Origin of the sequence: Natronococcus sp. JC468 (assembly GCF_012163165.1) — an archaeon.
Classification (GTDB): domain Archaea; phylum Halobacteriota; class Halobacteria; order Halobacteriales; family Natrialbaceae; genus Natronococcus; species Natronococcus jeotgali.
Genome location: NZ_JAAVUO010000027.1, coordinates 25,068 through 47,597 on the forward strand (window position 1 = coordinate 25,068; position 22,530 = coordinate 47,597).

The following is a 22,530-nucleotide window of genomic DNA, read 5'->3' on the forward strand; positions in this document are numbered from 1 at the left end:
AGGCCGATCGTTTCACGGTATAAGACGGGCTGTATTCGTAAAATACCGTCATTGACCGTATCGTGCCGCGATTTCGGCACGTCGAGGTGAGACGGATGCCAGCTGTCAGAAACGGTTGTTTATCGGCCGGAACGGAGTTCAGCGCGTCCGTTTCGGAGCCGTTAAACCCGACTGCCGACAGCGAAGACGATCGGATCGACGCCGACGGGACGAGTAGTGACGAGGGGACGAAGCTCCTTCCGTCGCTCGATTTCGAGAGGGTACGGGGTAGCGGAGCGCGGCTCGGGACCGCTCACCCGGCAAAACAATCGGTTTCCTCGGACTGTCCGTCGGAAGGCGAGCACAGGGAACCGATCGCGCGCCGAGACCGTCCGCGGATCCGACGACGATTCCACCGCGCTCGCGTTCCGTGTTTCGAACCGGGGCCTGGGCGCCGCCCGGCGAACGCGGCCGCGCGATCGAAACGGGTTCGACGCCGGATCGTTCGGTGTTTCGACGACCGCCTCGAGCGGTTCGTCGTCTCGTCCGCGTCAGGGCGTGAACTCGACAAGGTTCAGCTCGGGGTTGCGCATCGTCGCGTCCTCGTCCATCGTTCCGGTATCGCCGCTGTCGACGTCGGAATCCTCGGTCATCAGGAAGCCGGGCGGCGAAGCGGACCCGCTTACGTCGACGGTGATGAGGTAGAGGTCCCAGTCGTCGGGATCGTCGAACTCCTCGTCCAGTCCGGCGGTCTGGAACACGTCGTTCTTTGTCGACTCGTCGGCCTGCGCGGCGACCTCGAAGCCGGCGCCGGGAACGTAATCCTCGCCGAACACGACGACGTCGCCGTCTTCCTGGGCCGCGGCCGTTCCTATCGCGCTCGCGCCGAGAGCGATCCCCGTCGCGGCGAGTGCCTCCTTCTTTCCGACCGAACGTTTCGAGTCGCTGGACATTCTGCTCGTATCTTCTGTCATGTCTCTCACCAGTGGTGCCCCGTTCGGGACGAGCGAGTCTTGACTCAATTTTGGCATAAGTGAGGCAGATCGTTTCACCCTCTAAGGTGACCCGTATCGGTAGGCTGGGACTAGTGAACGGGATATGCGCAGATTTCGGGCCGACCGCGGGCAGTCGTCGGCCGGGACCGACGGTGGCCACGTAGCGTCCGGATAGGCGCCGATGAACGTGTGTTGGGTGTCGTTAAACCGCATCGCTGTCGGCCTCGTCTCGCGTGGGGTGCGGGAGCCGTCGGCGACCCACGGTGCCGAAGCGAATTCGCCGCCGTCGAGCGAATCCCGTGGCGGTCGCTCCTGATCGAATCGTTCCACGCGCCAAAACGCGCCGTTTCCCGCCTCCCGACGAACGAGCGGACCCAGGGCCAGGGACGTCCCGACGGCTCCTCAGTCCTTCCGAACGTACTCGACGAACGAGAACCCGTCGCGGTCGTCCCGTTCAACCTCGCGCCACGTCTCCGGATCGCGCTTCGGAAACGTCGCGTCGCCGGCGGGGTCGTCGTCGATCTCCGTGACGATCAGTCGATCGAGCGCGGGCAGGAACTCCTCGTAGACCGTCGCGCCGCCCGCGACGAAGAGCCGGTTCGTCTCACCGTGGCGTTCGTCGGCCGCGCGCTCGCCCGCCTCGAGCGCCCCCTCGAGGTCGCGCGCGACGACGGCGTTCTCGGGGGTCTCGAGATCGCGGCTCGTCAGCACGACCGTCGTCCGGCCCGGCAGCGGCTCGCCGAGCGCCTCGAGGATTCCCTCGTAGGTCACCCGCCCCATGATCACGGGGTGGTCCATCGTCGTCTCCTTGAAGTGTCGCAGATCCTCGGGGAGGTGCCAGGGCATCTCGCCGTCCCGTCCGATGACGCTGTTGTCGGCGACCGCGACGATGCCGACGAGCTCGCGGTCGGTTTCGAGTTCGGGCGCGGTCATTCGGCCACCGCGAACCGGAGCCCCTCGTGGGAGTCGTAGTTTCGCAACTCGAGGTCGTCGACCGAGAGGTCGTCGATCGACGCGTCCCCGATCTCGAGGGTCGGCCGCTCGAGGGGTTCCCGGGCACACTGCTCGAGCAGGCCGGGGACGTGATCGAGCCGTTCGTCGCCGTCGGCCTCCGCGGGGGCCTCGCGCTCGAGCCACTCCCTGACCGCGAGGTAGTCCTCGCGGGCGTCGACGTCGGCGAGCCGGGACTGCAGGGCCTCGAGGTTGTCGGCGTACCACTCGCCGCGCTCGCCCCGGCCGCAGTAGACGTGGGCGTCGACGACGGTGTGAGCGAAGGTTCCGGGCTCGAACCCGGTCTGTTCGGCGATCACCTTCGTCAGGAGTGCGTAGGCCGCGACGTTGAACGGCACCCCGAGCGCGACGTCGCCCGAGCGCTGGGTCAGATGGCAGTTCAGCCGGTCGCCCTGGACGTTGAAGACGAAGGAGTAGTGACACGGCGGCAGCGTCGAGACGGCCGCGTTCGCGGGGTGCCAGGCGTTGACGACGAGCCGTCGGGAGTTCGGCGAGTCGGAGAGGGTGTCGACGACGTACTGCAGTTGGTCGAACGTGCGGCGACCGTCCGATTCCTCTGTGACCCAGCGGTAGTGCTCGTCGGGCCAGCTCTCGCCCTCGAGACGGCCGTCCTCGTCGGGAACGGGGTACCGCCGCCAGAACCGCCCGTAGGCGGTGTCGAGACGACCCTCGTCGTCGGCCCAGGCGTCCCAGATTTTCGTCTCCTCGCGCAGCTCACGGATGTGTTCCTGCCCCGAGAGGTACCAGGCGACCTCGTGGAGCATCGAGTTCCAGCGGTAGCCGTCCATCTTCTTGGTCGTCAGCAGCGGGAACCCCTCCCGGAGATCGACCTCGTAGTGTTCGCTGAACGACGAGATCGTGTCGACCCCGGTCCGGTTGGGTTTGTGGGTCCCCGTCGAGAGCACCGAGTCGACGAGCTCGAGGTACTGTCGCATTAGCCGCTATTCGAAGCGGTCGGGAAATGGACCTTCCGCTTCGAGACGAGTTCGGATCGACGCGATCCAACGCTGCACTGTTCGTGATACGCCGTATTTCGCTGACAGTAGTGGCGTCAAACGCGGCAACATCAGTTCTGAGCCGGCCGAGAGACTCTCGCTCGAGGGCGGTACACCCCTCGTCGAGAGGGTTTTCGTCGATCGACGAATCTTCCGAGAGAAAAATATGAGTTATACGTCTGGACCGAAGTTGAACACGTAGCGGCCACCACAACAATGTCTGGCAAGTACGACCTCGTTATCGTCGGCGGCGGTATCAGCGGCGCCTCCCTGCTGTACACGACCGCGACGTTCACCGATATCGACTCCATCGCACTGATCGAGAAGGAAGACGAGATCGCGGCGATCAACTCCGACCACACGAACAACTCCCAGACGCTGCACTTCGGGGACATCGAGACCAACTACACCCTCGAGAAAGCCCGGGACGTCAAGGAGGGCGCGGAGATGCTCGCGGGCTACCTCGAGAACCACGACTCCGACCGGGAGATGCACGACAAGCGCAGCAAGATGGTGCTGGGCGTCGGTCGGGAGGAGGTCGCGGAACTCGAGCGACGCTACGAGGGCGACGGCTTCGGCGACCTGTTCCCGAAGCTGCGCTCGATCGGTCGCGAGGAGATCGCCGACCTCGAGCCGAATGTCGTCGAGGGACGGGACCCGGACAAGGAACTGCGCGCGCTCCAGACGCCCGACGGCTACGTCGTCGACTACGGCGCGACGACCCAGTCGTTCGTCGAACTCGCCCGCGAGGAGGCGGGCGTCGACGTCTACACCGGGACGAAGGTCGAGGACATCACGCCGACGCTCGACGGCTACACCATCGAGACGACCGACGGGCGCTTCGACTGCGACGCGACCGTCGTCGCCGCCGGCTCCCACAGCCTCCAGATCGCCAAAGAGCTGGGCTACGGCGAGAACAAGGTGTTGCTCCCGGTCGCGGGTAGTTTCTTCCTGGCGGACGACCTGCTCAACGGGAAGGTCTACACCCTCCAGATGAAGAAACTCCCCTTCGCCGCGGTCCACGGCGACGCCGACGTCCACGACCCCTCGATCACGCGCTTCGGCCCGACCGCGAAGCTCGTCCCGGCTCTCGAGCGCGGGCGTATCTCCACCGTCACGGACTTCCTCGACGTCTTCGGGCTCAACGCCGCGGCGTTTCTCAGCTACGCGAACATCCTCTCGGATCGCATCCTCCTGCCGTACGTCCTTCGAAATCTCGTCTACGACGTGCCCAACGTCGGTCCGAAGCAGTTCCTCCCGCACGTCCAGAAGGTCGTCCCCAGCGTCGAACTCGACGACATCGAGCGCGCGAAGGGGTACGGCGGCGTCCGCCCCCAGATCGTCGACACCGAGACGAAGTCCCTCGACATGGGCGAGGCCAAGATCGTCGGCGACGACATCATCTTCAACATCACTCCCTCGCCGGGCGCCTCGACCTGCCTGAAGAACGCGCGACGGGACACCCTCGAGGTGCTCGAGTTCCTCGAGGGCGAGTACGAGTTCGACGAGGAGGCCTTCCGCGAGCAGACGATCGAGCACTTCCCCCGCCCGGACGGGATCGAGGAGGGCGACACCGACAAGGACGCCGGCGCGCCCCTCGAGCCCTCGCCCGCCGGCGACGACTGAGAGCGACCGCTCGCGACGGCGTCGAATACCCGTACTCGTGCATACTTTTTGCTCGTACAAAGGGCAACGTTTACAGGTTCGTGCGTTTCCCTATCGGGCATGGCAGAGCACGTGCTCCTGATCGGCGGCGGCGGGCGCGAACACGCGATCGCGCGGGCGCTTGCGGCGAGCGAGGCCGACATCCACGCCTGCGCCGGCAACCGAAACCCCGGGATCGCCCGGCTCGCGACCGAGTTCGAGACGCTCGAGACGACCAACCCGAAGGCGGTCCGTGAGTACGCCGAGGCGGTCGGGGTGACGCTTGCCGTCGTCGGCCCCGAGGCGCCCCTCGAGGCCGGCGTCGTCGACGAACTCGAGGACGCGGGGATCTACGCGTTCGGTCCGAAGGCCGACGAGGCCCGCATCGAGACGGACAAGGCCTTCCAGCGGCGGTTCATGGCCGAACACGACGTGCCGGGCTGTCCCGACTTCGAGACCTTCGACGACACGGACGCGGCCTGTGACTTTATCGACGAGTACGACGGCGACCTCGCGATCAAGCCCGCCGGGCTGACGGGCGGAAAGGGCGTGAAGGTCATCGGCGACCAGGTCACCGCCGAGGAGGGCAAGAAGTACATCCGCGAGTCGGACTACGATCGGATCGTCCTCGAGGAGCGGCTGGTCGGCGAGGAGTTCACCGTCCAGGCGTTCGTCGCCGACGGCGAGGTCCGGACCGCCCCCGCCGTTCAGGACCACAAGCGGGCCTACGAGGGCGACGAGGGGCCCAACACCGGGGGGATGGGCAGCTACTCCGACGCCGCATTCGAACTGCCGTTCATGACCGAGGCCGACTACGAGGAGGCCGTCTCGATCATCGAGGCGACCGTCGAGGCCCTCGAGGACTACCGCGGGATCCTCTACGGGCAGTTCATGCTTACCGCCGAGGGGCCGAAGGTGATCGAGTTCAACGCCCGCTTCGGCGACCCCGAGGCGATGAACACCCTGCCCGTGCTCGAGACGGAGTTCCTCGAGGTCCTCACGGCCGCCCGAGACGGTGATGGGCTGCCGGAACTCGAGTTCGCCTCGCAGGCGACGGTCTGTAAGTACGCGGTCCCCGAGGGGTACCCGACGGATCCGAAGGCGGGTGCGAAGGTGCAGGTCGACGAAGAGAGCGCGGGCGACGCCCTGCTGTACTACGCCAGCGTGGACGAGCGCGACGACGGCATCTACACGACGACCTCGCGAGCGTTCGCCCTCATCGGCGTCGCCGACTCGATCACTGAGGCAGAGGAAATCGCGGAAGCGGCCCTCGAGGTCGCCGGCGAGGAGGGACTCCACGTCCGCCACGACATCGGCAAACCCGACCTGGTCCAGCAGCGGATCGACCACGTCGCGGAGCTCCGAGGGAGCCAGTAGACCGGGTCAGTAGTTCGGTACGGATACTGGGCGCTACTCCTCGAGGTCGGCGTAGAGTTGCGTCAACCCACACTCGGGACAGAGAACCGCGTCAAGAGATGTGCTCTCACCGATACCGAGCCGTTTGAGTATTCCGCTCTCTCGTTCAGTTTTGACGTAGAGGCCTCCGGCCTCCGCCGTAGTCACGGCAGTTGCCTCCATCTCGACGTCACAGTTCGGGCAATGTCGGCGAGCCATGGCTCCGACGAGACCGTCCACTCCCATGATAGTTTCCGCCGAACGGACGGTTCCGTGTCCGATCGACACGGACGTCACGACGTCGCTGCTACCCGTCGGTAGGTGGCGGCCCACCAGTCGCGAGCGACTGCCGAACCCGTTCCCGGAACCCCGCCTCGAGGTCCGTTCGCAGGGTCGCACGGATATCGCGCGAGGACCGACCGACCTCGAGGGCGTACTCGCCCGGATCGACCGTCCAGCCCTCACCGTCCTCGCCGTAGCGAGCGAACGCGAGGGCCTCGAGATCGACCGTCACCGAGACGCGCTCGCCGGCCGGGATCGCGACGCTCTCGAAGCCCGCGAGTTCGCGAACGGGGCGATCGACCCCGTCGACGGTCGGCGGGCGGACGTAGACTTGGACGACCTCCCGCCCGTCCCGGTCGGCCGTGTTCTCGACGGTGACGCGAACGGTTCCGTCCTCGAGGTCCGGGTCGGCGTCGACGTACTCGTAGTCGGCGTAGCTGCGGCCGTGGCCGAAGGGGTAGGTCGGCTCCCGCTCGGCCGAATCGAAGTGGCGGTAGCCGACGAAGACCCCCTCGTCGTAGCGGGCCGTCCCGTCGACACCCGGATAGCGCCGTTCGTCCGCCGTCGGGTAGGCGTCCTCGGGCGCGAACGTCACGGGGAGCCGTCCGCCCGGGTCGGCGTCGCCGTAGAGGATCGACGCAACGGCGTCGCCGTGGGCCTGGCCGGGGTACCAGTTCTCGAGGACGGCGGCGACCTCCTCGTGCCAGGGACACTCAATCGGCCCGCTCGAGTTGACGACGACGACCGTGCGGTCGTTTTCCGCGGCGATCGTCTCGACCAGTTCGTTCTGTCGGCCGGGCAGGCGCAGATCCTCGCGGTCGACCGCCTCGCTCGCGGTGTCGCGAACGAAGACGACCGCGACGTCAGCCTCGCGCGCGGCCGCCGCGGCGCCCTCGAGGTCGGGCTCCCGGCTCGGCTCCGCGCGGTCGTCCTCGCCGCCGGTGAACTCCTCGAGCATCGACACACCCTCGATCCGCGGGAGGCCGTGTGCGACCGTCACCTCGCCGTCGGCGCGCTCGGCGAGTCCGGCTTGCGGATCGGTTTCGACGACGGGCGTCGTCTCCGACGAGCCCCCGCCCCCGAGGACGGGCTCGTCGACGTTCGGGCCGATAACGGCGACGTCCGCGTCGTCCGAGAACGGCAGGACCCTGTCGTTCTCGAGCAGGACGGTTCCCCGCGTCGCAACGCGGGTCGCGAGCTCGCGGTGGGCGGGCGTGTCGACCGCGCCGTCCGCGCGGTCGTCGCCGCCCTCGAGCAGGCCGACCCGGTCCATCTCCCGGAGAACCCGTGCGACCATGTCGTCGAGCCGATCCTCGGAAACGGCGCCCGACTCGACGGCCTCGGCCAGCGAGTCGGCGAACCGCTCGCAGCTCTCGTGGTCGGGCATCCCGTCGGCGATCGCGTCCGGGAGCTCGCCCGCTTCGTCGCCGTTTCCGTCCGCGGCGTCGGCGTCGTCGCCCGCCATCGCGGACTGCATCTCCGCCATCGTGATTCCCGGCATCTCGAGGTCGAGGCCGCCGTTGGCCGCGGCGGCCGCGCCCTCGGTGCCGAACCAGTCCGAAACGACGTACCCCTCGAACCCCCACTCGCCCTTCAGCACGTCTCGGAGCAGTCGCTCGTGGTCGCTCATTCGGGTTCCGTTGACGTCGTTGTAGGCGGTCATGATCGAGCCCGCGCCGGCTTCGACGGCCGAGCGAAACGACGGAAGGTACAGTTCGCGCAGCGCGCGCTCGTCGATCTCGGCGTCGACGGCAGCGCGGGCGGTCTCCTGGCTGTTCGCGACGTAGTGTTTCGGCGTCGCGACGACGTCCTGGGACTGGATCCCTGCCACGACGGCTCCCGCGAGCGACGCCGAGAGGACGGGGTCCTCGGCGAAGTACTCGAAGTTCCGGCCGTTGTGGGGGACCCGAACGAGGTTGGCGCCGGGCGCGAGCAGGACGTCCTGTCCCTTGCCCCTAGTCTCGCGTCCGAGGGCTTCCCCGTGCTCGCTCGCGAGGTCTGCGTCGAAGGTCGCGGCCAGCGCCATCGGGGCGGGAAACGCCGTCGCGGACTCGTTGGGGATCCGCACGCCGAGGGGTCCGTCGGCCATCCGCAACGGCGGAATCCCGAGTCGGTCGACGCCCGCCACGTAGCCCGTCGCCCGTCCCTCGGGGTCGTTCGCGCCGTGTGTGAGCCGAACCTTCTTCTCGAGCGCGAGTTCCCCGACGAGCCGTCGGATCCGCGGTTCTCGTGACATCTACCGGCGGTTCGAAGCGGCTGCAGGATAGCGTTGCGGTCGCCGGCGGCGACCGATCGAGTCGCGCGCTAGTTCGACGCGTTCGAGCCGTCTGCCGTCCCGTCGTCGTCCGTTGTCGTCTCCTCGAGTTCGTTCTCGAGGGCCTCGCCGAGCGAGTTCGCGTTCGAGTCGCCCCGCAGCAGGCGGCGGACGGCCACGTAGCCCGCCAGCACGACGCCGCCAGAGAGGATCGCTCCCGGAACGCCGTATCGCTTGTACCCGAACAGTAGCGCCTTCTTGCCGATGGTGTAGGCACCGATCATCGTATCGCCACTGGGTGCGGTAGCGCCAAGTAGCTGCGGCTTTCGTGATCCGCCTACGCGGACCGCGACCGGTCGGCTGCGGCGCTCTCGACGGCCTCGAGCAACAGCTCGACCCCGAGGTCGATCTCCCGTTCGGTGACGTCGAGCGGCGGCAGGAGTCGCAGCGACGCGTGGCCGCAGCCGATCGTGAGCAACCCCCGCTCGAGGGCGGCCGCGACGACGGCCTCGCGTCGCTGCTCGGTGTCGAACTCGACGGCGACCATCAGCCCCTTCCCACGAACGTCGACGGCCCCCGGCAGGTCGGCCGCCTCGAGGCGACGGCGGAGCTGCTCGCCGCGCTCGCGGACGTTCGAAAGCAGGTCGTCCTCGTGGATGGCGTCGATCGTCAGGACCCCCTGCATCGCGGCGATCGCGTCGCCGGCGCCCCACGTCGAGGAGAGCCGCCCCGTCTCCTCGGGGAAGACGTCGGATCGCGAGATCGTCGCGCCGACGCGTAGCCCCTTTCCGGCGGCGATAACGTCGGGTGTCAACTCGAAGTCGTCGACGGCCCACAGCTCCCCGGTGCGGCCGAGCCCGGACTGGATCTCGTCGGCGACGATCTTCAGGTCGTAGCGCTCGCGGAGGTCCTCGAGGTCCCGGGCGAACTCGGGGTGGGCGATGCGGTAGCCGCCCTCGCCCTGAATCGGCTCGAGGATCAGGTAGGCGACCTCGTTGGGGTCGATCACGCCCCGATCGGGGTGGAGCTTGTCGGCGAGGACGTTCCCGCCGGGGCCGTCGGTCAGCCAGCGGGTCTCGTACTCCTCGGGGGTCGCGGGGTAGGGAACGCTGACGACGCCCGGAACCTCGGGATAGCCCCGCCGGTGGACGGTCTTCGAGCGGTTCAGCGAGAGCGCGCCCAGCGTCCGGCCGTGGAAGGCGCCCTCGAAGGTAACGGCGCGATGCCCGCCAGCGGCGTAGCAGATCTTGATCGCGTTCTCGACGGCCTCGGCGCCGGAGTTCGAGAGGAAAACTCGATCCATCCCGTAGTGGTCGGCCATCGCGACTAACCGGTCCATCAACTGCGTCGGGCCCGGAAACTCGGGGTCCTCGGGCGGCCAGCCGCCGCTAACGTAGAAGTCCTGGCCGGCGATCTTCAGCGGATCGACGAGGTCGAACTCGGCGAGCTTCTCGCGGATCGTCGGATTGTTGTAGCCAAGCGGTGCGGCGGCGACGTGGCTCGTAAAATCCAGCAGGACGTTGCCGTCGACGTCGGTGCAGAACGGGCCGACCGCCTCGGCTTGCGCGTCCCAGACGAACTCGTAGACGTACGTGCTCGGCGCGGCGTATCGGTGGTGGTACTCGGCCCAGCGTTTCGCCCGCTCGCCGGGCATCGTCCCCACCTGCGGTTCGACCGTGTCGCGGTCCATGCACGCCGTTGGGGCGCTACCGAGTTAAAGAGACGTTCCCTCGCCCGCTACACGACGACCAGCGCGGCCGCGAGCCCACCCCCGACCAGCAGGACGGCGCTGTAGAGCGCGACCTGATTGCGAAACCCCTCGTTCGAGGACGTCGCCGCCAGCGCCGTCTTGACGACGATGCTCGAGACCGTCGCCAGCAGGATCGCGATCGTCGCCTCCGGGCCGCTGAGCTGACCCCCGCGGTAGAGGACGACCGCCGAGGTCGTCGCGCCCGCGCTCGAGACGAACCCGCTGGCGACTGCGGTCGCGTAGAACCCGAGGGTGCCGAACCACGTCTCGGCGAGCGAGCCGAACACGAGCACGACGAGGAAGACGGCGCCGAATCCGAGGGCGTTTTTCAACGAAAACGGACTCTCGAGTTCCATCGAACCCGACTCGCGCCAGTCGGCGATGAGACCGGCGATGAGGAACGCGAGCAGGATGACTGCCCCGAGTGGGACGATCGCCTCGAGCAGAACGGCGCTGCCGCTGCCGATCGTGAACCCGACCGCGATCGCCAGGTTTCGGGCGGCCATCGCCGCGTTCGCCAGCAAGATTGCGGCGACGGCGTAGGAGGTCGCCTCGGGGCGCTGGTTGACGTGATCGAGCATCGTCCCGACGACGGCCGTCGAGGACGCCAGCCCGCCGAAAAAGCCGGTGACGGCGATCCCGCGGCTGCCGTACGTCGAGACGATCGCGTAATTCGCGATGCCGATTCCGGCGACGGCGACGACCATCAGCCAGATGACCTGGGGCTCGAGCGGGATCGTCAACTCGCCGATCTCGAGGTCGTACCGGGCGGGCAACAGCGGGTAGACGACGAAGGCGAGGATCGCGAACTCCGTCGTCGAGCGCATCTCCTCGCGGTTGAGTCCGCCGGCGAACTGGTGCAGTTCCCGCTTCAAGACGAGCAGCAGCGACGAGAGGACGGCGACGGTGACGCCCTCGATGATAAAGCCGGAGGCGACGAGCGCGCCGACGCCGTAGGCGACCAGCATCGACACCGACGTTGTCAGCGAGAGTCTGGTCTCGTCCTCGTCGCTGGTCAACCCCTGGACGGCGAGTAACACGCCCTGAACGATCACGAGCACTCCGCCCAGCGCCAGCAGGCTCTCTCCGACGTCGGTCTCGAGAACGAGGATCGTAAAGACCGCGGCGAGCAGACTGATCAGCGAGAAGGTGCGGATTCCGGCGGACTTCTGTGACCACTCGCGCTCGAGCCCGAGGAACATACCCAGCGCCCCGGCCAGCGCGATGCGGGCGACGGTGGCGTCGAGCGGTCCCTCGGCCAGCTGCAGCGTAACCCCGTTCACTCCACGTAGTTTCGCACGGGCGTATATAAGCCGACCGCCGTCGCCCAAGGCGATCCGAACGGACGGGCACGCTCGCCTCGCCCCGTTCGGCGCCGGCGAGGAGGCCGGACCGACAGGAACCGACGGGTCTGGTCGTCCGGACGGGTCAGCGCGCCTTACAGATCGACGTACTGCGCTTCCCACTCCCGGCGCGCCTCGAGCTCCCGGCGACCGCGACGGGTGAGCGTGTAGAAGTTGGTCCGACGGTCGCGGCTCCCCTTCTCGACGAGCCCCTTGTCGACGAGCGTGTCGAGGTTGGGATACAGCCGACCGTGGTGGATCTCCTTCTCGTAGTACTCCTCGAGTTCCTCCTTGATGGCCAGCCCGTGTGGTTCTTCCTCGCCGGCGATGACGTAGAGGAGATCGCGCTGGAATCCTGTCAGGTCGTACATTGGGAAAGTACCACTCCTACTTACTGTCGAATTTTAATAAGGCTATCGGGTCGTTTCGACCGAAACGGGGATATTACCATCGAGGATAGCTGTTTCGGCCAGTTTCAAATGATAACCTGTTTGAGATTTAGATCGGAGACGGATCGTAACTCCGCTTTCATGTCGTCTGGCCTCCAGTTCGAACCGACCGGTTTTGGGCAGGGTTGGAACACGCACACGTATCGGTCGATAGACGGTGATTGTGGAAACAGGAAAGCAGGCCGCGCGACGGAAAAATGTCGCGCGGCCGCTTGCCGCCCTGAATTGGTCCCCGCTGACGCTTCGGCCCTCCAAGCGAAGCGTCACTCGAAAGATTCCGTTCCCCATACTTAAGTTTGTCGCAAACCGATCGGGAGACGAGAGGTTCCGTTCAGGAAGACTCCTCGTACTGCCGACAGACGGTAGTGAACGTCCAATCGGAGCTCACGACCCGTCCCAGGCGACGGCCGCGTGCGATCGGTGCGCGGAAAGCGTTTCCGACAGTAGCGGTCTCCTCCGAGGCGGAGCCCCCCGGTTCACGGTGGTCGAGGAGAAAGCCCACTATCTCGGTCTGGGATCGGAATGGCACGACCCCACCGTCTTCGACGAGTGTGGAACCGCTCCAACCCGTGGGACCCCCGTCTGTGACGGGAACGCAACGACGCCAGTCGCGGGAGGACGTTACATGTGTTCCTCCTCGAGCACCCACCCCAGGGCTCGCTTGTAGTAGGTAAACATCTCTCTGACGCCGTCGTGGCGCATCTCCTCGCTCTCGAGGTGCTCCTCGAGGAACTCGTACTGCTCCCGGATTTCCTCTTCGTCGCGCATGCCGACCACTACCGGACCGATCGCAAAAAAGGTCGCCGTGGCGGACGCTAATCCGCGATTGGCGGCGTCGGGGCCGCGGATCCGACACGGGGCCGTTCGATTTCGAAAGTAAGTGGCGGTTTTCCGGTCGGCAATCGATCGCTTGCGGCTCGGTGGCGGGGCCCGTTCGCACTCGGACGGACGGTCTCGCTGCCGGGGTCCGCCGGGACTTTTTGCCGACCCGCCCGTACCGTCGAGCATGAAGGTCAGGGGCGAACGCGAGTGCAAGGAGTGTGGAACCAGGTGGTCGTACTACGAGACGGGCAGCGTCGGCTGTCCCGCCTGCGGGAGCCTCCGCAGCGTCGGCCTCGACGCGCGCACCGAACACACCGACCTCGCCGTCGAGTTCGATCTCACCCCCGTCCGAAACGCCATCGACGAGGCGTCGACCGACGAACTCGCGAGACGCGCACGCGACCGCACGAAAGCGTACGTTCGGCGGCGGGGGTTCATCAACGCCGGCAACCTCCGCGAGCTCGACGACGACTACCTGGCCGCGATCGAACTGCTCCACGTCGCCGACGTCGTCGGTCGCGCGACCGACCTGGAGGACCGCGAGGAGCTGTACTTCCTCTCGCTGCTACGGGGGGCCGACGAGGGCGAGCGTCCGCCCGCCGAGGACGTGCCGCCGTCGCTACGGGGCGCTCGCGGGCTCGCCTACGCGAACGCGGTTCGAGAGTACCGACGCGACGTCCGCGACTGGAGCGAGAGCCGGGAGCTAACCGGCGCCGAGCGCGGCGCCCTCGAGACGCTGGGCGAGCACGTCAAACGAGTTCGGATGCTCGACGGCGACGTCGAGGCGCACACGGCCGAGCGGCTGGTCGAGGCGACCCGCGACCTCGCGAACGGGCTGCGGGGTGACGAACTGGCGTTCGCCCGGGCCCAGGAGCGACTCGAGGAGCTCGAGTGACCGCTTCGGGGTCGGCCGCCGTCGCGTCGCCCTCCGACGCCGTGAAACGGACCCGCCCATACCCACTCGATCGACCCACATCACTTGTGAAACGATAGCATATCGTGTACGGCCGGGTAGATCTTGCCGCATTTATACCCGCGACCGGTTAGCGTCGAAGCGACCGCAGGGACGCTCGACCGTCGCCGCGCCGGCGGCTCGCGGGAGCGTCCACTGGGCTCTATCATGTCACACGGACCATCTGAGGACGGAGCGGTACGAACCGACGATCGTACAGCCAGCGAATCGGCGGCGGGGCCGAGTCCCTACGTCCCCGCGGGACGCAGCGTCGCCGAGCTCACGATCAAGGCGGTGCTCATCGGGCTCGCGCTCAACGTCGTGATGCTGACGGCGAACATGTACCTCGGGATGCGCTCGGGGATGACCATCAGCGCCTCGATTCCGGCCGCGGTTATCAGTATGGGCGTCTTCTACGGCCTTCGACGGGTCGGTATCGGCGGAACGATCCTCGAGAACAACATCGTCCAGACGATGACCTCCGCCGGCGAGGCGCTCGCGGCCGGCGTCATCTTCACCATCGCGGGGGTTACCTTCCTCGATCAGCCCATCGACGTCGTCAACACCGCGGTAGTCGCGGTTCTGGGCGGGCTGCTCGGAGTTCTCTTCATGGTCCCGATGCGCCGGTACCTCATCGTCGACCGCCACGAGGAGCTCCCCTACCCGGAGGGGACCGCCTGTGCGGACGTGCTCGAGGCCGGGTCCCGCGGCGACGAGGGCGTGAAGCTCATCTCCTTCGGCTTTCTGGTGAGCTTCCTCTACATGTGGCTGGCCAACGGGATGGCCGCGTTCCGGACGACGATCCAGACGGCGTTCTCGGTCGGCGAGACCGACGGGTTCGCCATCGGCGGCGACTTCACGCCCGCGCTGCTGGGCGTCGGCTACATCATCGGGCCGCGGATCGCCGGCTACGTCTTCGGCGGCGGGCTGGTCGCCTGGCTGATGCTGATCCCGCTGTTGATCACCGGCGGGTTCGTCCCCGAGTCGGCCGCCGACGCGGCGCTGATGGCCCAGGCCGACGCCGTCTGGGACGAGTACGTCCGCTACGTCGGCGCGGGCGCGATGATCGTCGGCGGCTTCTACGCCATCCTCTCGATGCGGGGCACCATCGTCGACGCGCTGGGGACCGCCGCGGCGGAGATCGGCGGCTCCGGCGCGGCCGCGACCGCCGACGCGAAACGGACCCAGCGCGACCTGCCGATGAAGGTCGTCGTGGTCGGCGCCGTCCTGATCGCGCTCGCGCTGGTCGCGGTGCCTCAGGTGCAGGTCGGCCTCGTCGGCGGGTTCATCGCCGTGATCGCGGCGTTCCTCTTCGTCGCCGTCTCGGCGTACCTCGTCGGGATCGTTGGCAGCTCCTCGAATCCCGTCTCCGGGATGGCCGTGGCCACGATCCTGATCGCCGCGCTGGCGCTGCGGTCGGTCGGCGCGACCGACCCCGTCGTCGTGTTGATGACGGCCTCGGTCGTCGCGATCGCCGCGGCGGTCGCGGGCGACACCTCCCAGGACCTCAAGACGGGCCAGCTCCTCGGCGCGACGCCGCGAAAACAACAGCTCGCGCAGGTGATCGGGATCGCGCTGTCGGCGCTGTTCGCGGGCTGGGTCCTGTCCTTTTTCGACCAGGCCTACGGTATCGGGAGCGATACCATTCCCGCGCCCCAGGCCGGGATGATGGCGCTGATTTCCGAGGGCGTGCTCACGGGCACCGCCCAGTGGGGAATGATCCTCATCGGCGCCGTCTTCGCGTTGGTCCTGATCCTCATGGACGTCCCCGTCCTCCCGTTCGCGGTGGGCATCTACCTGCCGATCACGCTCGCGACGCCGATCTTCCTCGGGGGACTGCTCCGGGCCGGGATCGACCGGTACGTCGAACGACGCGACGACGAGGAGGGAACGCTCGCCGAACGGACGACCTCGAGGGGGCGGATCGTCGCGGCCGGGCTGATCACCGGCGAGGCGATCATGGGGATCGTCATCGGCGCGCTCTACGTCGGCGGGATCGGGAACGCCGAGGGCGCCCCGTTCCCGCTCGGACTCGACGGCGCGACTCAGGCGACGCTCGGCGTCGTCGCCCTCGCCGTCCTCGTGGGCCTGTTCGCGGCGAGCGTGCTCTGGAACGCGTCCGAGCCGGAGGGCGCCTGATCGACCGTCCGACGATGGGCGGACACGCGCCGAGCGCGGTTCCGCGGCGGGACGACGACGACTGGCGGGAGACGACCGTCGACGGCGAGTCCCGGGTCGAGATCACCTGGACGAAAACGCCGCGAAACCGGCTCGATCGGTTCCTGTTCGACCTCTTCGGAACGAGCAGGGAACGCGAACTGACGCTGGACTCCGTCGGGGCGACCGTCTGGCGTCACTGCGATGGCGACCACACGATATCGGAGATCGCCGCGATCGTCGCCGACGCGCACGACGCCGACCGGGTCGAACCCGTCGACGAGACGCTCGCGTACTTCCTCATGCAACTCGAGGAGCGCGGCCTGATCCGATTCGAGGACGGCTGAAGGGAGTCTCTCCTCGGCCTCGAATCTGCAGCTCAGGGCAGGTCGACGGCCACGTCCTCCTGCAGGCTCGCGGCCTCGACAGTGTTGTAGAGCAACATCGCGCGGGTCATCGGCCCGACCCCCCCGGGGACGGGCGTGATCGCGCTCGCCCGCTCTCTGGCGCTCTCGAACTCGACGTCGCCGACGAGCTCGTACCCCTTCTCGGTGTCGGCGTCGACGCGGTTGACGCCGACGTCGATCACGACCGCGCCCTCGCCGATCATCGAGCCGTCGACCAGCTCGGGCGCGCCCGCGGCCGCGACGACGATATCGGCGCCGCGGGTCTTCTCGGCGAGGTCCTCGGTGCGGGAGTGACAGACGGTGACCGTCGCGTTCCCGTCGTCAGCCTTCTGGATCAGCAGGTTTGCCAGCGGCTTGCCGACGATATCGGAGCGGCCGACGATGGTCACGTCCGCGCCCTCCGTCTCGACGCCGGCGGCCTCGAGCAGCTTCTGGACGCCGTGGGGCGTGCAGGGACGGAACCGGGCGTCGCCGGCGACCAGTCGACCGACGTTCTCGGGGTGGAAGCCGTCGACGTCCTTCGCGGGATCGACCCGGCGGATCACATCGCGGTAGTCGACGTGGTCGGGAACCGGGGCCTGGACGATGTAGCCGTGGACGTCGTCGTTCCCGTTGAGATCGGCGATCGCGTCGTACAGTTCCTCGGCGGGGGCGTCGCCGTCGACGTCGACGTGGTGGCTCTCGATGCCGACCTCCTCGCAGTCGCGTTGTTTCATGTTCACGTACGTCTGGCTCGCGGGATCGTCGCCCATCAGCACCGTCGCCAGCCCGGGCCGGGCGCCGGCATCCGCGAGTCGCTCGATCGATTCCGTCAGATCGTCGCGGATCCGGCTCGCGACCGCCTTCCCGTCGATGATCTCGGTCATACTCGAGGAGGCGACCGCGAGGGTAATCAACGCTCGGATTCGTGCTCATCTCCGCCCGCGGACGGAACTCGATACCCACGTCCGTGGACAGGTCGAGGATCGGCGCCCCTCGTCGAACGCGTCGACGGGGTCGGGTGTACAGGAACTGGTCGGAAAAGGCGCGCGCCGGCGGCCTGTCGGTCGCCGGCTACCGAAACGGATCGCTATCGATCGCTACTCGTAGAGCGGGTTCGCCTCGCAAAGCGTCGCGACCTCGTCGCGAACGTCGGCGATGACGTCCTCGTCGTCGGGCGCGTCGATCACGCGGGCGATCAGGTCGGCGACCTCGCGGCAGTCGTCCTCGTCGAATCCCCGGGTCGTCAGCCCGGGCGTACCGGCGCGGATCCCCGAGGGGTCGAACGGCGAGCGCGTCTCGCCGGGCACCGTGTTCCCGTTGAGGACGATCCCGGCGTCCTCGAGGGCCTCCTCGGCGTCGCCCCCGCTGGTGTCGGGGTGGCTCTCCCGGAGGTCGACGAGCACGAGGTGGTTGTCGGTCCCGTCCGAGACCAGCGAGAACCCGTGCTCGGAGAGCTGATCGCCAAGCGCCTTCGCGTTCGCGACGGTCTGGGAGGCGTACTCCTCGAACTCCGGCTGGAGTGCTTCCTTGAACCCGACCGCCTTGCCGGCGACGTTGTGCATCAGCGGGCCGCCCTGTCCGCCGGGGAAGACGGCGGCGTCGATGTCGTCGGCGTACTCCTCGTCGCACATCACGATCCCGCCCCGTCCGGAGCGGATCGTCTTGTGGGTGCTGCCGGTGACGAAGTCGGCGACGCCGACGGGCGATTCGTGGACGCCCGCGGCGACCAGGCCCGTGATGTGGGCGATGTCGGCGAGGTGGTAGGCGCCGACGTCGTCGGCGGCCTCCTGGATGCGCTCCCACTCGACCTCGCGGGGGTACGCCGAGTACCCCGAGACGATGACGTCGGGCTCGAACTCGGCGGCGTGGTCGGCCAGGCCCTCGTAGTCGAGATACCCCGTCTCCGGGTCGACCTCGTACTGTTCGACCTCGTAGAGCTGGCCGACGAAGTTCGCGGGGTGGCCGTGGCTCAGGTGGCCGCCGTGGTTCAGATCCAGCGAGAGGATCTTGTCGCCGGGCTCGAGCATCGCGAAGTAGACGGCCTGGTTGGCCTGGGTGCCCGAGTGGGGCTGGACGTTGACGTGCTCGGCTCCGAACAGTTCCGTCGCGCGCTCGATGGCGAGTTCCTCGACCTCGTCGGCGTACTCGCAGCCGCCGTAGTACCGGGCGCCCGGGTAGCCCTCGGCGTACTTGTTGGTGAGGGCGCTGCCCTGGGCGTCGAGGACGGCGCGGCTGACGTGGTTCTCGCTGGCGATCATCTGGAGCGAATCGCGCTGTCGGTCGATCTCTCCCTCGAGTGCGTCGGCGACGGCGGGATCGACGTCCCGGACGTGCTCGTGATCCATGTCTGGTGTGCGGTTCGGACTCCGTATAAGTGTACCCGTCTACGGCAAGTCGGGTCGATACGTTCAGCCGGGGAGACGTTTCGGGCGGAGAGGAACGTCCGATACACCTAACTAATCGGGCGGGCATTCAGTATATCGAATGATAGAGTGGGCGATGGCCGGGGACGCGCTCCACGTCATGGACACGGACAACGCCGAGCTCACCGTCGTCGGTAGCGATCTCTCGGTCGTCGGTACCGGGCGCGAGCTCCCGCGTCCCGTCGACGAGACGATTACCGTCACGACCGACGAGCTCCGGTTTCCGAACGCGGTCGTCTACGCGTTCGCGCTCGGCTCGAGCGCCCGGTACGAGCTCGATCCCGGCGGTCGACCGCTCTCGTTGCCGACCGACGAGTACGTGATCGACGTCGACACGGAGATCAAGAGCTACCTCCGGTTCTCGGGGCGCGCGACGATTCGAAAGACCGACGACTTCGAGTCGATCGTCGTCTCGTTCCCGGAGCCGGTTCGCGTCGTCGTCGGACTCAGGAGCCGCCACGAACGCCCCGCGGGGACGATCACCGTCTCCGACTCGCCGGCCGACGTCGCGTCGGCCATCTCGTATCTCTCCTCGTCGTACAAGACCGCCAGCCCCGACCGCACCTACCCGACGCTCCGGGGCCATCCGCCGCTGATCGAGTTCGGCGACGACCTCGAGATTCCGGACGCCATCCGCTCGGAGCGCCGGGACAGCGGGATCGAACTCGTCGTTCCACCCTGCTACGAGTCGCTGTACGTCACCGCCCCGCTCGCGTACCACCTCCAGGCGACGGTGCGAACGACGAACGGCGCCGACGGCGTCGGAACGCGCCCTCGACTCCGGGTTCCCGAGGAGGGCGTCGAAACGGAGCTGTCGCCGATGCCCGGCCTCGAGCGCAACGTGGAACGACTCCTCCGGAAGACGTTCTTTCTGGACTGTCTGGTCCGCAACGCCGGTCCGTACGGAACGCAACTCGCCGAGGCGGGTCTGCTCGACGCGCTGGAGTTCGACGCCGAGCGGCTGTACGAGGCGACGCCGGCGACCCGGCTCGCGGCCTACCTCGAGACCCCCTTCGACGCGATCGAACACCGACTCCCGGAGTGGCACCTCGCGACGTACGTCACCCCGGAGTACGAGACCGCCGAGACGCTCCCGTTCCTGCTCGATCGGATGAGCCTCCTCTACACGCCGCGGACCTCCGAACTCGAGGGTCAGGAGCTAATCGAGCGCTCGCTGACAGACTTCTACCGGGGTGGAAACGGCTCGCCGGGCGGAGCCCACTCGGGGCAGGTCGCGTCGGTCGACATCGTCAAACCGGACCTGCGGGACGCGCGGGCCCACGGCTGGCTCGCCGACGGCGTGCCGATCGACGTCTTCAAATCGACCGCCGCGGCCTACCACAACCGGCTGTCGTACCTCGAGCGCTCGAGCGAGGCGACGTCGATCTGCGTCGTCCTGAACGACCCCGACATGGCCGGCGAACACGACGACGTCGCCGAGATTTACCGACAGCGATCGAACGAGGTCCGGATGGACGTCACCGTCGAAGAGGGGCTGACGCGAAACGAACTCGCCGCCGTCTTCGAGAGCGACTACGACTTCGTCCACTACATCGGTCACTGCGAGACCGACGGCCTGCGTTGCACCGACGGGATGCTCTCGGCCTCGAGCCTGGATCGGAGTTCCGCACAGACGTTCTTCCTCAACGCCTGTGGCTCCTACTACGAGGGGATGGAACTGATCGAGAAGGGCAGCGTCGCGGGCGCGGTGACGTTCCGGAAGGTGCTGAACGACCACGCCATCAAGGTCGGTTCGACGTTCGCCAGGCTGCTCGTCCACGGGTTCAGCATCGAGCGCGCGCTCCGACTCGCTCGCCGCCGGATCATGATGGGCAAGGACTACGCCGTCGTCGGCGACGGTACCCACTCGCTCACCCAAAGCGAGAGTCGCTTGCCGACGACGATCACCCTCGAGGAACTCGAGGACGACCGCTACCTGGTTACCTTCGACTGCTATTCGACCCGCGCGACGGGATCGTACTACGTGCCCCACACGGCCGACAGCGAGTACGCCTACCTCTGCGGGAACGAGTCGAGTTTTACGATCGAACGGACCGAACTCGTGTCGCTGCTGAAGAGTACGGGGTCGTCGGTCATCTACGACGGCGATATCTACTGGTCCGGCGAACTGTGGTCGCGGTTCGTCTGAGCGGCTAGGGGCCGCTGTACGTACTGATAGCGCTGGTCCGGAAGAGCGGTCGGTCCGGATCCGTTCGAAGTCGCTGTTCCACACACACCTGCACCGAGTCGATCAGGTCACCAATTGCACCCATGCAACCCTACAATACCAGAACCCCAACATAAGTTTTGTCGTAATTTCAAAGATAAGTAGACACAAGGTGAGCTATACTATTAATGTGATGTCATAAATTATAGAATTTAATATGGCTCGAGGCGGCAGAACCCGCCGGCGGGCTCGCGTTCACGCCGGGCGATCGAACGGAACGCGGCGGTTCTGCCGGAAAAACGGCCACCAAAATTAAGTAACTGTACCTCGTTTACTTCTGTATTGGCATGACCTCGAATTTACTCAATCACCAGATTGACGATATCCTCGAATCGGTCCTCGAAGACGCGAGCGGTGACGTCTACATGGTCAACCCCTCGCGCGAGGCCATCGAGGAGTTCGTCTCCGTCGCGACCGCCTTCGACGGCGAGCTCCCGTCGGTACACATGCTCGCCGACGAGCGCACGCTCAAAGACGTCATGGACGACTTCATCGTCGCCTCGAACGCCGCCGACCTCGTCAGCCAGGGGTCGCTCTCGCTGCGCTCGCTCGAGGAGGCGCCCGAGAACTCCCTGCTCGTCACGGAAGACAGCGTCGTCGCCATCGTCCACGCCAACGACCGCGTCGGCGGGCTGGTCACCGACGACGAGAGCTTCGTCGCGGACACCCACGACGCGTACGCGATCCGCTGGGAGGACGCCACGGAGTACAACCTCCGGACGCCGCCGATTTCGGACGTACAGAACACGCTCTCCGACGAGATCAGCCCCGACGCCCAGGAGGACTTCAGCGCCATCCTCGACTCGCTCGAGACCGCCCGCGGCGACGGCGACGGGCTCGACGAGGTGACGATCTCGCTGCTCGTGGCCGCCAAGAACGAGGCGCTGCTGTACGACATCAGCAAGTGGGGCGAGGACGTCGGCATCGCCAGCAAGGCGACCTTTAGCCGCACGAAGACCAAGCTCGAGGACATGGGCCTGATCGACACTGAGAAGGTTCCCATCGACGTCGGCCGCCCGCGCCTGCGCCTGAAGATCGGCGACGAGCGACTCACCGAGGCCGACAACGGCCAGCTCGCGACCGTGGCGCAGTCGATTCTCAACTAACAACCTTTTACTCTGCGGTCTTGCACGCTGACGGCAGCAGAGCTGCCGCCAGCGCGCTGTCCCTCGGTAAAATCCTCAAAAGAGCGCAGCTCTTTTGGACCTCGCGGGAGCTTCGCTCCCGCTCAGGGTTGATCAAAAGCACTCCTCCTTTCTCTTCGTTCGTTTCACTCACTCCGAGTCAGTCGTCGGCCCGCTCGCTCACCCTTCGGGTTCGCTCGCGGTGAGTGCCGGGAGTCTGCCTGCCCTTCCCCGAGTCGCGCGCTCGCCGAAGAGTGATCAGCGCAACCTTTGAACATCTGGAAGGAACGTCTCAATCCAATCGCTAGCGAAACTCAGCCGATGGCTCAAGCGAAGAAA

General features: G+C 67.1%; 19 protein-coding genes. 7 read left to right on the top strand and 12 right to left on the bottom strand.

The window, feature by feature from the left end:
* Positions 1-530 precede the first annotated feature (530 nt).
* The 3 genes from GWG54_RS14750 to thyA form a co-directional block, all read right to left on the bottom strand.
* Positions 531-932: a calcium-binding protein gene (locus tag GWG54_RS14750; RefSeq protein WP_167938498.1), complete on the bottom strand. Its 402-nt coding sequence runs from the start codon at positions 930-932 to the stop codon at positions 531-533.
* A 444-nt stretch (positions 933-1,376) separates the two neighbouring features.
* The gene (locus GWG54_RS14755) at positions 1,377-1,907 is read right to left on the bottom strand and encodes a dihydrofolate reductase (protein ID WP_167938499.1); all 531 of its coding nucleotides are present in this window, start codon (positions 1,905-1,907) and stop codon (positions 1,377-1,379) included.
* Entirely contained in the window at positions 1,904-2,920 is a 1,017-nt protein-coding gene (gene thyA / locus GWG54_RS14760; protein WP_167938500.1) for a thymidylate synthase, read from the bottom strand. The genes GWG54_RS14755 and thyA overlap by 4 nt, the downstream gene beginning before the upstream one ends.
* Before the next feature lie 276 nt (positions 2,921-3,196).
* Here thyA and GWG54_RS14765 point away from each other — a divergent pair, with 276 nt between their 5' ends.
* Both GWG54_RS14765 and purD read left to right on the top strand, forming a co-directional pair.
* On the top strand, positions 3,197-4,606 hold the full coding sequence (locus GWG54_RS14765; RefSeq protein WP_167938501.1) for an FAD-dependent oxidoreductase: 1,410 nt from the start codon (positions 3,197-3,199) through the stop codon (positions 4,604-4,606).
* Positions 4,607-4,705: 99 nt separating this feature from the next.
* A complete protein-coding gene (purD, locus tag GWG54_RS14770) occupies positions 4,706-6,001 on the top strand; it encodes a phosphoribosylamine--glycine ligase (RefSeq protein WP_167938502.1) in 1,296 nt (431 codons plus the stop codon).
* Between the two features lie 33 nt (positions 6,002-6,034).
* Here the strand turns inward: purD and GWG54_RS14775 are convergent, their stop codons facing one another.
* The 7 genes from GWG54_RS14775 to GWG54_RS14805 form a co-directional block, all read right to left on the bottom strand.
* Positions 6,035-6,202, bottom strand: coding sequence for a hypothetical protein (locus GWG54_RS14775; protein WP_245242819.1), 168 nt, complete (start codon positions 6,200-6,202; stop codon positions 6,035-6,037).
* Positions 6,203-6,326: 124 nt separating this feature from the next.
* Positions 6,327-8,537 carry a glycoside hydrolase family 3 C-terminal domain-containing protein gene (locus GWG54_RS14780; protein WP_167938503.1) on the bottom strand — a complete coding sequence of 737 codons (2,211 nt, stop codon included), beginning with the start codon at positions 8,535-8,537 and terminating at the stop codon, positions 6,327-6,329.
* A 68-nt stretch (positions 8,538-8,605) separates the two neighbouring features.
* Positions 8,606-8,839 (bottom strand): hypothetical protein, encoded by a 234-nt coding sequence (locus tag GWG54_RS14785; protein WP_167938504.1) that lies wholly within the window; start codon positions 8,837-8,839, stop codon positions 8,606-8,608.
* A gap of 53 nt (positions 8,840-8,892) precedes the next feature.
* Positions 8,893-10,245 carry an aminotransferase class III-fold pyridoxal phosphate-dependent enzyme gene (locus tag GWG54_RS14790; protein ID WP_167938505.1) on the bottom strand — a complete coding sequence of 451 codons (1,353 nt, stop codon included), beginning with the start codon at positions 10,243-10,245 and terminating at the stop codon, positions 8,893-8,895.
* A gap of 47 nt (positions 10,246-10,292) precedes the next feature.
* Entirely contained in the window at positions 10,293-11,588 is a 1,296-nt protein-coding gene (locus GWG54_RS14795) for an MgtC/SapB family protein (protein WP_167938506.1), read from the bottom strand.
* Positions 11,589-11,743: 155 nt separating this feature from the next.
* Positions 11,744-12,019 carry a PadR family transcriptional regulator gene (locus GWG54_RS14800; protein ID WP_008425896.1) on the bottom strand — a complete coding sequence of 92 codons (276 nt, stop codon included), beginning with the start codon at positions 12,017-12,019 and terminating at the stop codon, positions 11,744-11,746.
* Between the two features lie 699 nt (positions 12,020-12,718).
* Positions 12,719-12,865 carry a hypothetical protein gene (locus GWG54_RS14805; protein ID WP_167938507.1) on the bottom strand — a complete coding sequence of 49 codons (147 nt, stop codon included), beginning with the start codon at positions 12,863-12,865 and terminating at the stop codon, positions 12,719-12,721.
* A gap of 238 nt (positions 12,866-13,103) precedes the next feature.
* Here GWG54_RS14805 and GWG54_RS14810 point away from each other — a divergent pair, with 238 nt between their 5' ends.
* The 3 genes from GWG54_RS14810 (at position 13,104) to GWG54_RS14820 (ending at position 16,375) form a co-directional block, all read left to right on the top strand.
* Positions 13,104-13,814: a TFIIB-type zinc ribbon-containing protein gene (locus GWG54_RS14810; RefSeq protein ID WP_167938508.1), complete on the top strand. Its 711-nt coding sequence runs from the start codon at positions 13,104-13,106 to the stop codon at positions 13,812-13,814.
* A gap of 225 nt (positions 13,815-14,039) precedes the next feature.
* The gene (locus GWG54_RS14815) at positions 14,040-16,010 is read left to right on the top strand and encodes an OPT family oligopeptide transporter (RefSeq protein WP_167938509.1); all 1,971 of its coding nucleotides are present in this window, start codon (positions 14,040-14,042) and stop codon (positions 16,008-16,010) included.
* Positions 16,011-16,024: 14 nt separating this feature from the next.
* Complete coding sequence (locus GWG54_RS14820; protein ID WP_167938510.1) at positions 16,025-16,375, top strand: PqqD family protein; 351 nt, start codon at positions 16,025-16,027, stop codon at positions 16,373-16,375.
* A gap of 32 nt (positions 16,376-16,407) precedes the next feature.
* Here the strand turns inward: GWG54_RS14820 and GWG54_RS14825 are convergent, their stop codons facing one another.
* Entirely contained in the window at positions 16,408-17,301 is an 894-nt protein-coding gene (locus tag GWG54_RS14825; RefSeq protein ID WP_167938511.1) for a bifunctional methylenetetrahydrofolate dehydrogenase/methenyltetrahydrofolate cyclohydrolase, read from the bottom strand.
* Positions 17,302-17,514: 213 nt separating this feature from the next.
* Positions 17,515-18,762: a serine hydroxymethyltransferase gene (gene glyA, locus GWG54_RS14830; protein ID WP_167938512.1), complete on the bottom strand. Its 1,248-nt coding sequence runs from the start codon at positions 18,760-18,762 to the stop codon at positions 17,515-17,517.
* A gap of 139 nt (positions 18,763-18,901) precedes the next feature.
* On the opposite strand from glyA, the gene GWG54_RS14835 reads away from it, so the two are divergent.
* Positions 18,902-20,989 carry a hypothetical protein gene (locus GWG54_RS14835; protein ID WP_167938513.1) on the top strand — a complete coding sequence of 696 codons (2,088 nt, stop codon included), beginning with the start codon at positions 18,902-18,904 and terminating at the stop codon, positions 20,987-20,989.
* A 365-nt stretch (positions 20,990-21,354) separates the two neighbouring features.
* Positions 21,355-22,173, top strand: coding sequence for a transcriptional regulator TbsP (gene tbsP, locus GWG54_RS14840; protein WP_167938514.1), 819 nt, complete (start codon positions 21,355-21,357; stop codon positions 22,171-22,173).
* Positions 22,174-22,530 lie beyond the last annotated feature (357 nt).

Coding starts and splice junctions, on each gene's coding strand:
- GWG54_RS14750 (WP_167938498.1), bottom strand. CDS start 932: ATGTCCAGCGACTCGAAACGTTCGGTCGGAAAGAAGGAGGCACTCGCC.
- GWG54_RS14755 (WP_167938499.1), bottom strand. CDS start 1,907: ATGACCGCGCCCGAACTCGAAACCGACCGCGAGCTCGTCGGCATCGTC.
- thyA (WP_167938500.1), bottom strand. CDS start 2,920: ATGCGACAGTACCTCGAGCTCGTCGACTCGGTGCTCTCGACGGGGACC.
- GWG54_RS14765 (WP_167938501.1), top strand. CDS start 3,197: ATGTCTGGCAAGTACGACCTCGTTATCGTCGGCGGCGGTATCAGCGGC.
- purD (WP_167938502.1), top strand. CDS start 4,706: ATGGCAGAGCACGTGCTCCTGATCGGCGGCGGCGGGCGCGAACACGCG.
- GWG54_RS14775 (WP_245242819.1), bottom strand. CDS start 6,202: ATGGAGGCAACTGCCGTGACTACGGCGGAGGCCGGAGGCCTCTACGTC.
- GWG54_RS14780 (WP_167938503.1), bottom strand. CDS start 8,537: ATGTCACGAGAACCGCGGATCCGACGGCTCGTCGGGGAACTCGCGCTC.
- GWG54_RS14785 (WP_167938504.1), bottom strand. CDS start 8,839: ATGATCGGTGCCTACACCATCGGCAAGAAGGCGCTACTGTTCGGGTAC.
- GWG54_RS14790 (WP_167938505.1), bottom strand. CDS start 10,245: ATGGACCGCGACACGGTCGAACCGCAGGTGGGGACGATGCCCGGCGAG.
- GWG54_RS14800 (WP_008425896.1), bottom strand. CDS start 12,019: ATGTACGACCTGACAGGATTCCAGCGCGATCTCCTCTACGTCATCGCC.
- GWG54_RS14805 (WP_167938507.1), bottom strand. CDS start 12,865: ATGCGCGACGAAGAGGAAATCCGGGAGCAGTACGAGTTCCTCGAGGAG.
- GWG54_RS14810 (WP_167938508.1), top strand. CDS start 13,104: ATGAAGGTCAGGGGCGAACGCGAGTGCAAGGAGTGTGGAACCAGGTGG.
- GWG54_RS14815 (WP_167938509.1), top strand. CDS start 14,040: ATGTCACACGGACCATCTGAGGACGGAGCGGTACGAACCGACGATCGT.
- GWG54_RS14820 (WP_167938510.1), top strand. CDS start 16,025: ATGGGCGGACACGCGCCGAGCGCGGTTCCGCGGCGGGACGACGACGAC.
- GWG54_RS14825 (WP_167938511.1), bottom strand. CDS start 17,301: ATGACCGAGATCATCGACGGGAAGGCGGTCGCGAGCCGGATCCGCGAC.
- glyA (WP_167938512.1), bottom strand. CDS start 18,762: ATGGATCACGAGCACGTCCGGGACGTCGATCCCGCCGTCGCCGACGCA.
- GWG54_RS14835 (WP_167938513.1), top strand. CDS start 18,902: ATGATAGAGTGGGCGATGGCCGGGGACGCGCTCCACGTCATGGACACG.
- tbsP (WP_167938514.1), top strand. CDS start 21,355: ATGACCTCGAATTTACTCAATCACCAGATTGACGATATCCTCGAATCG.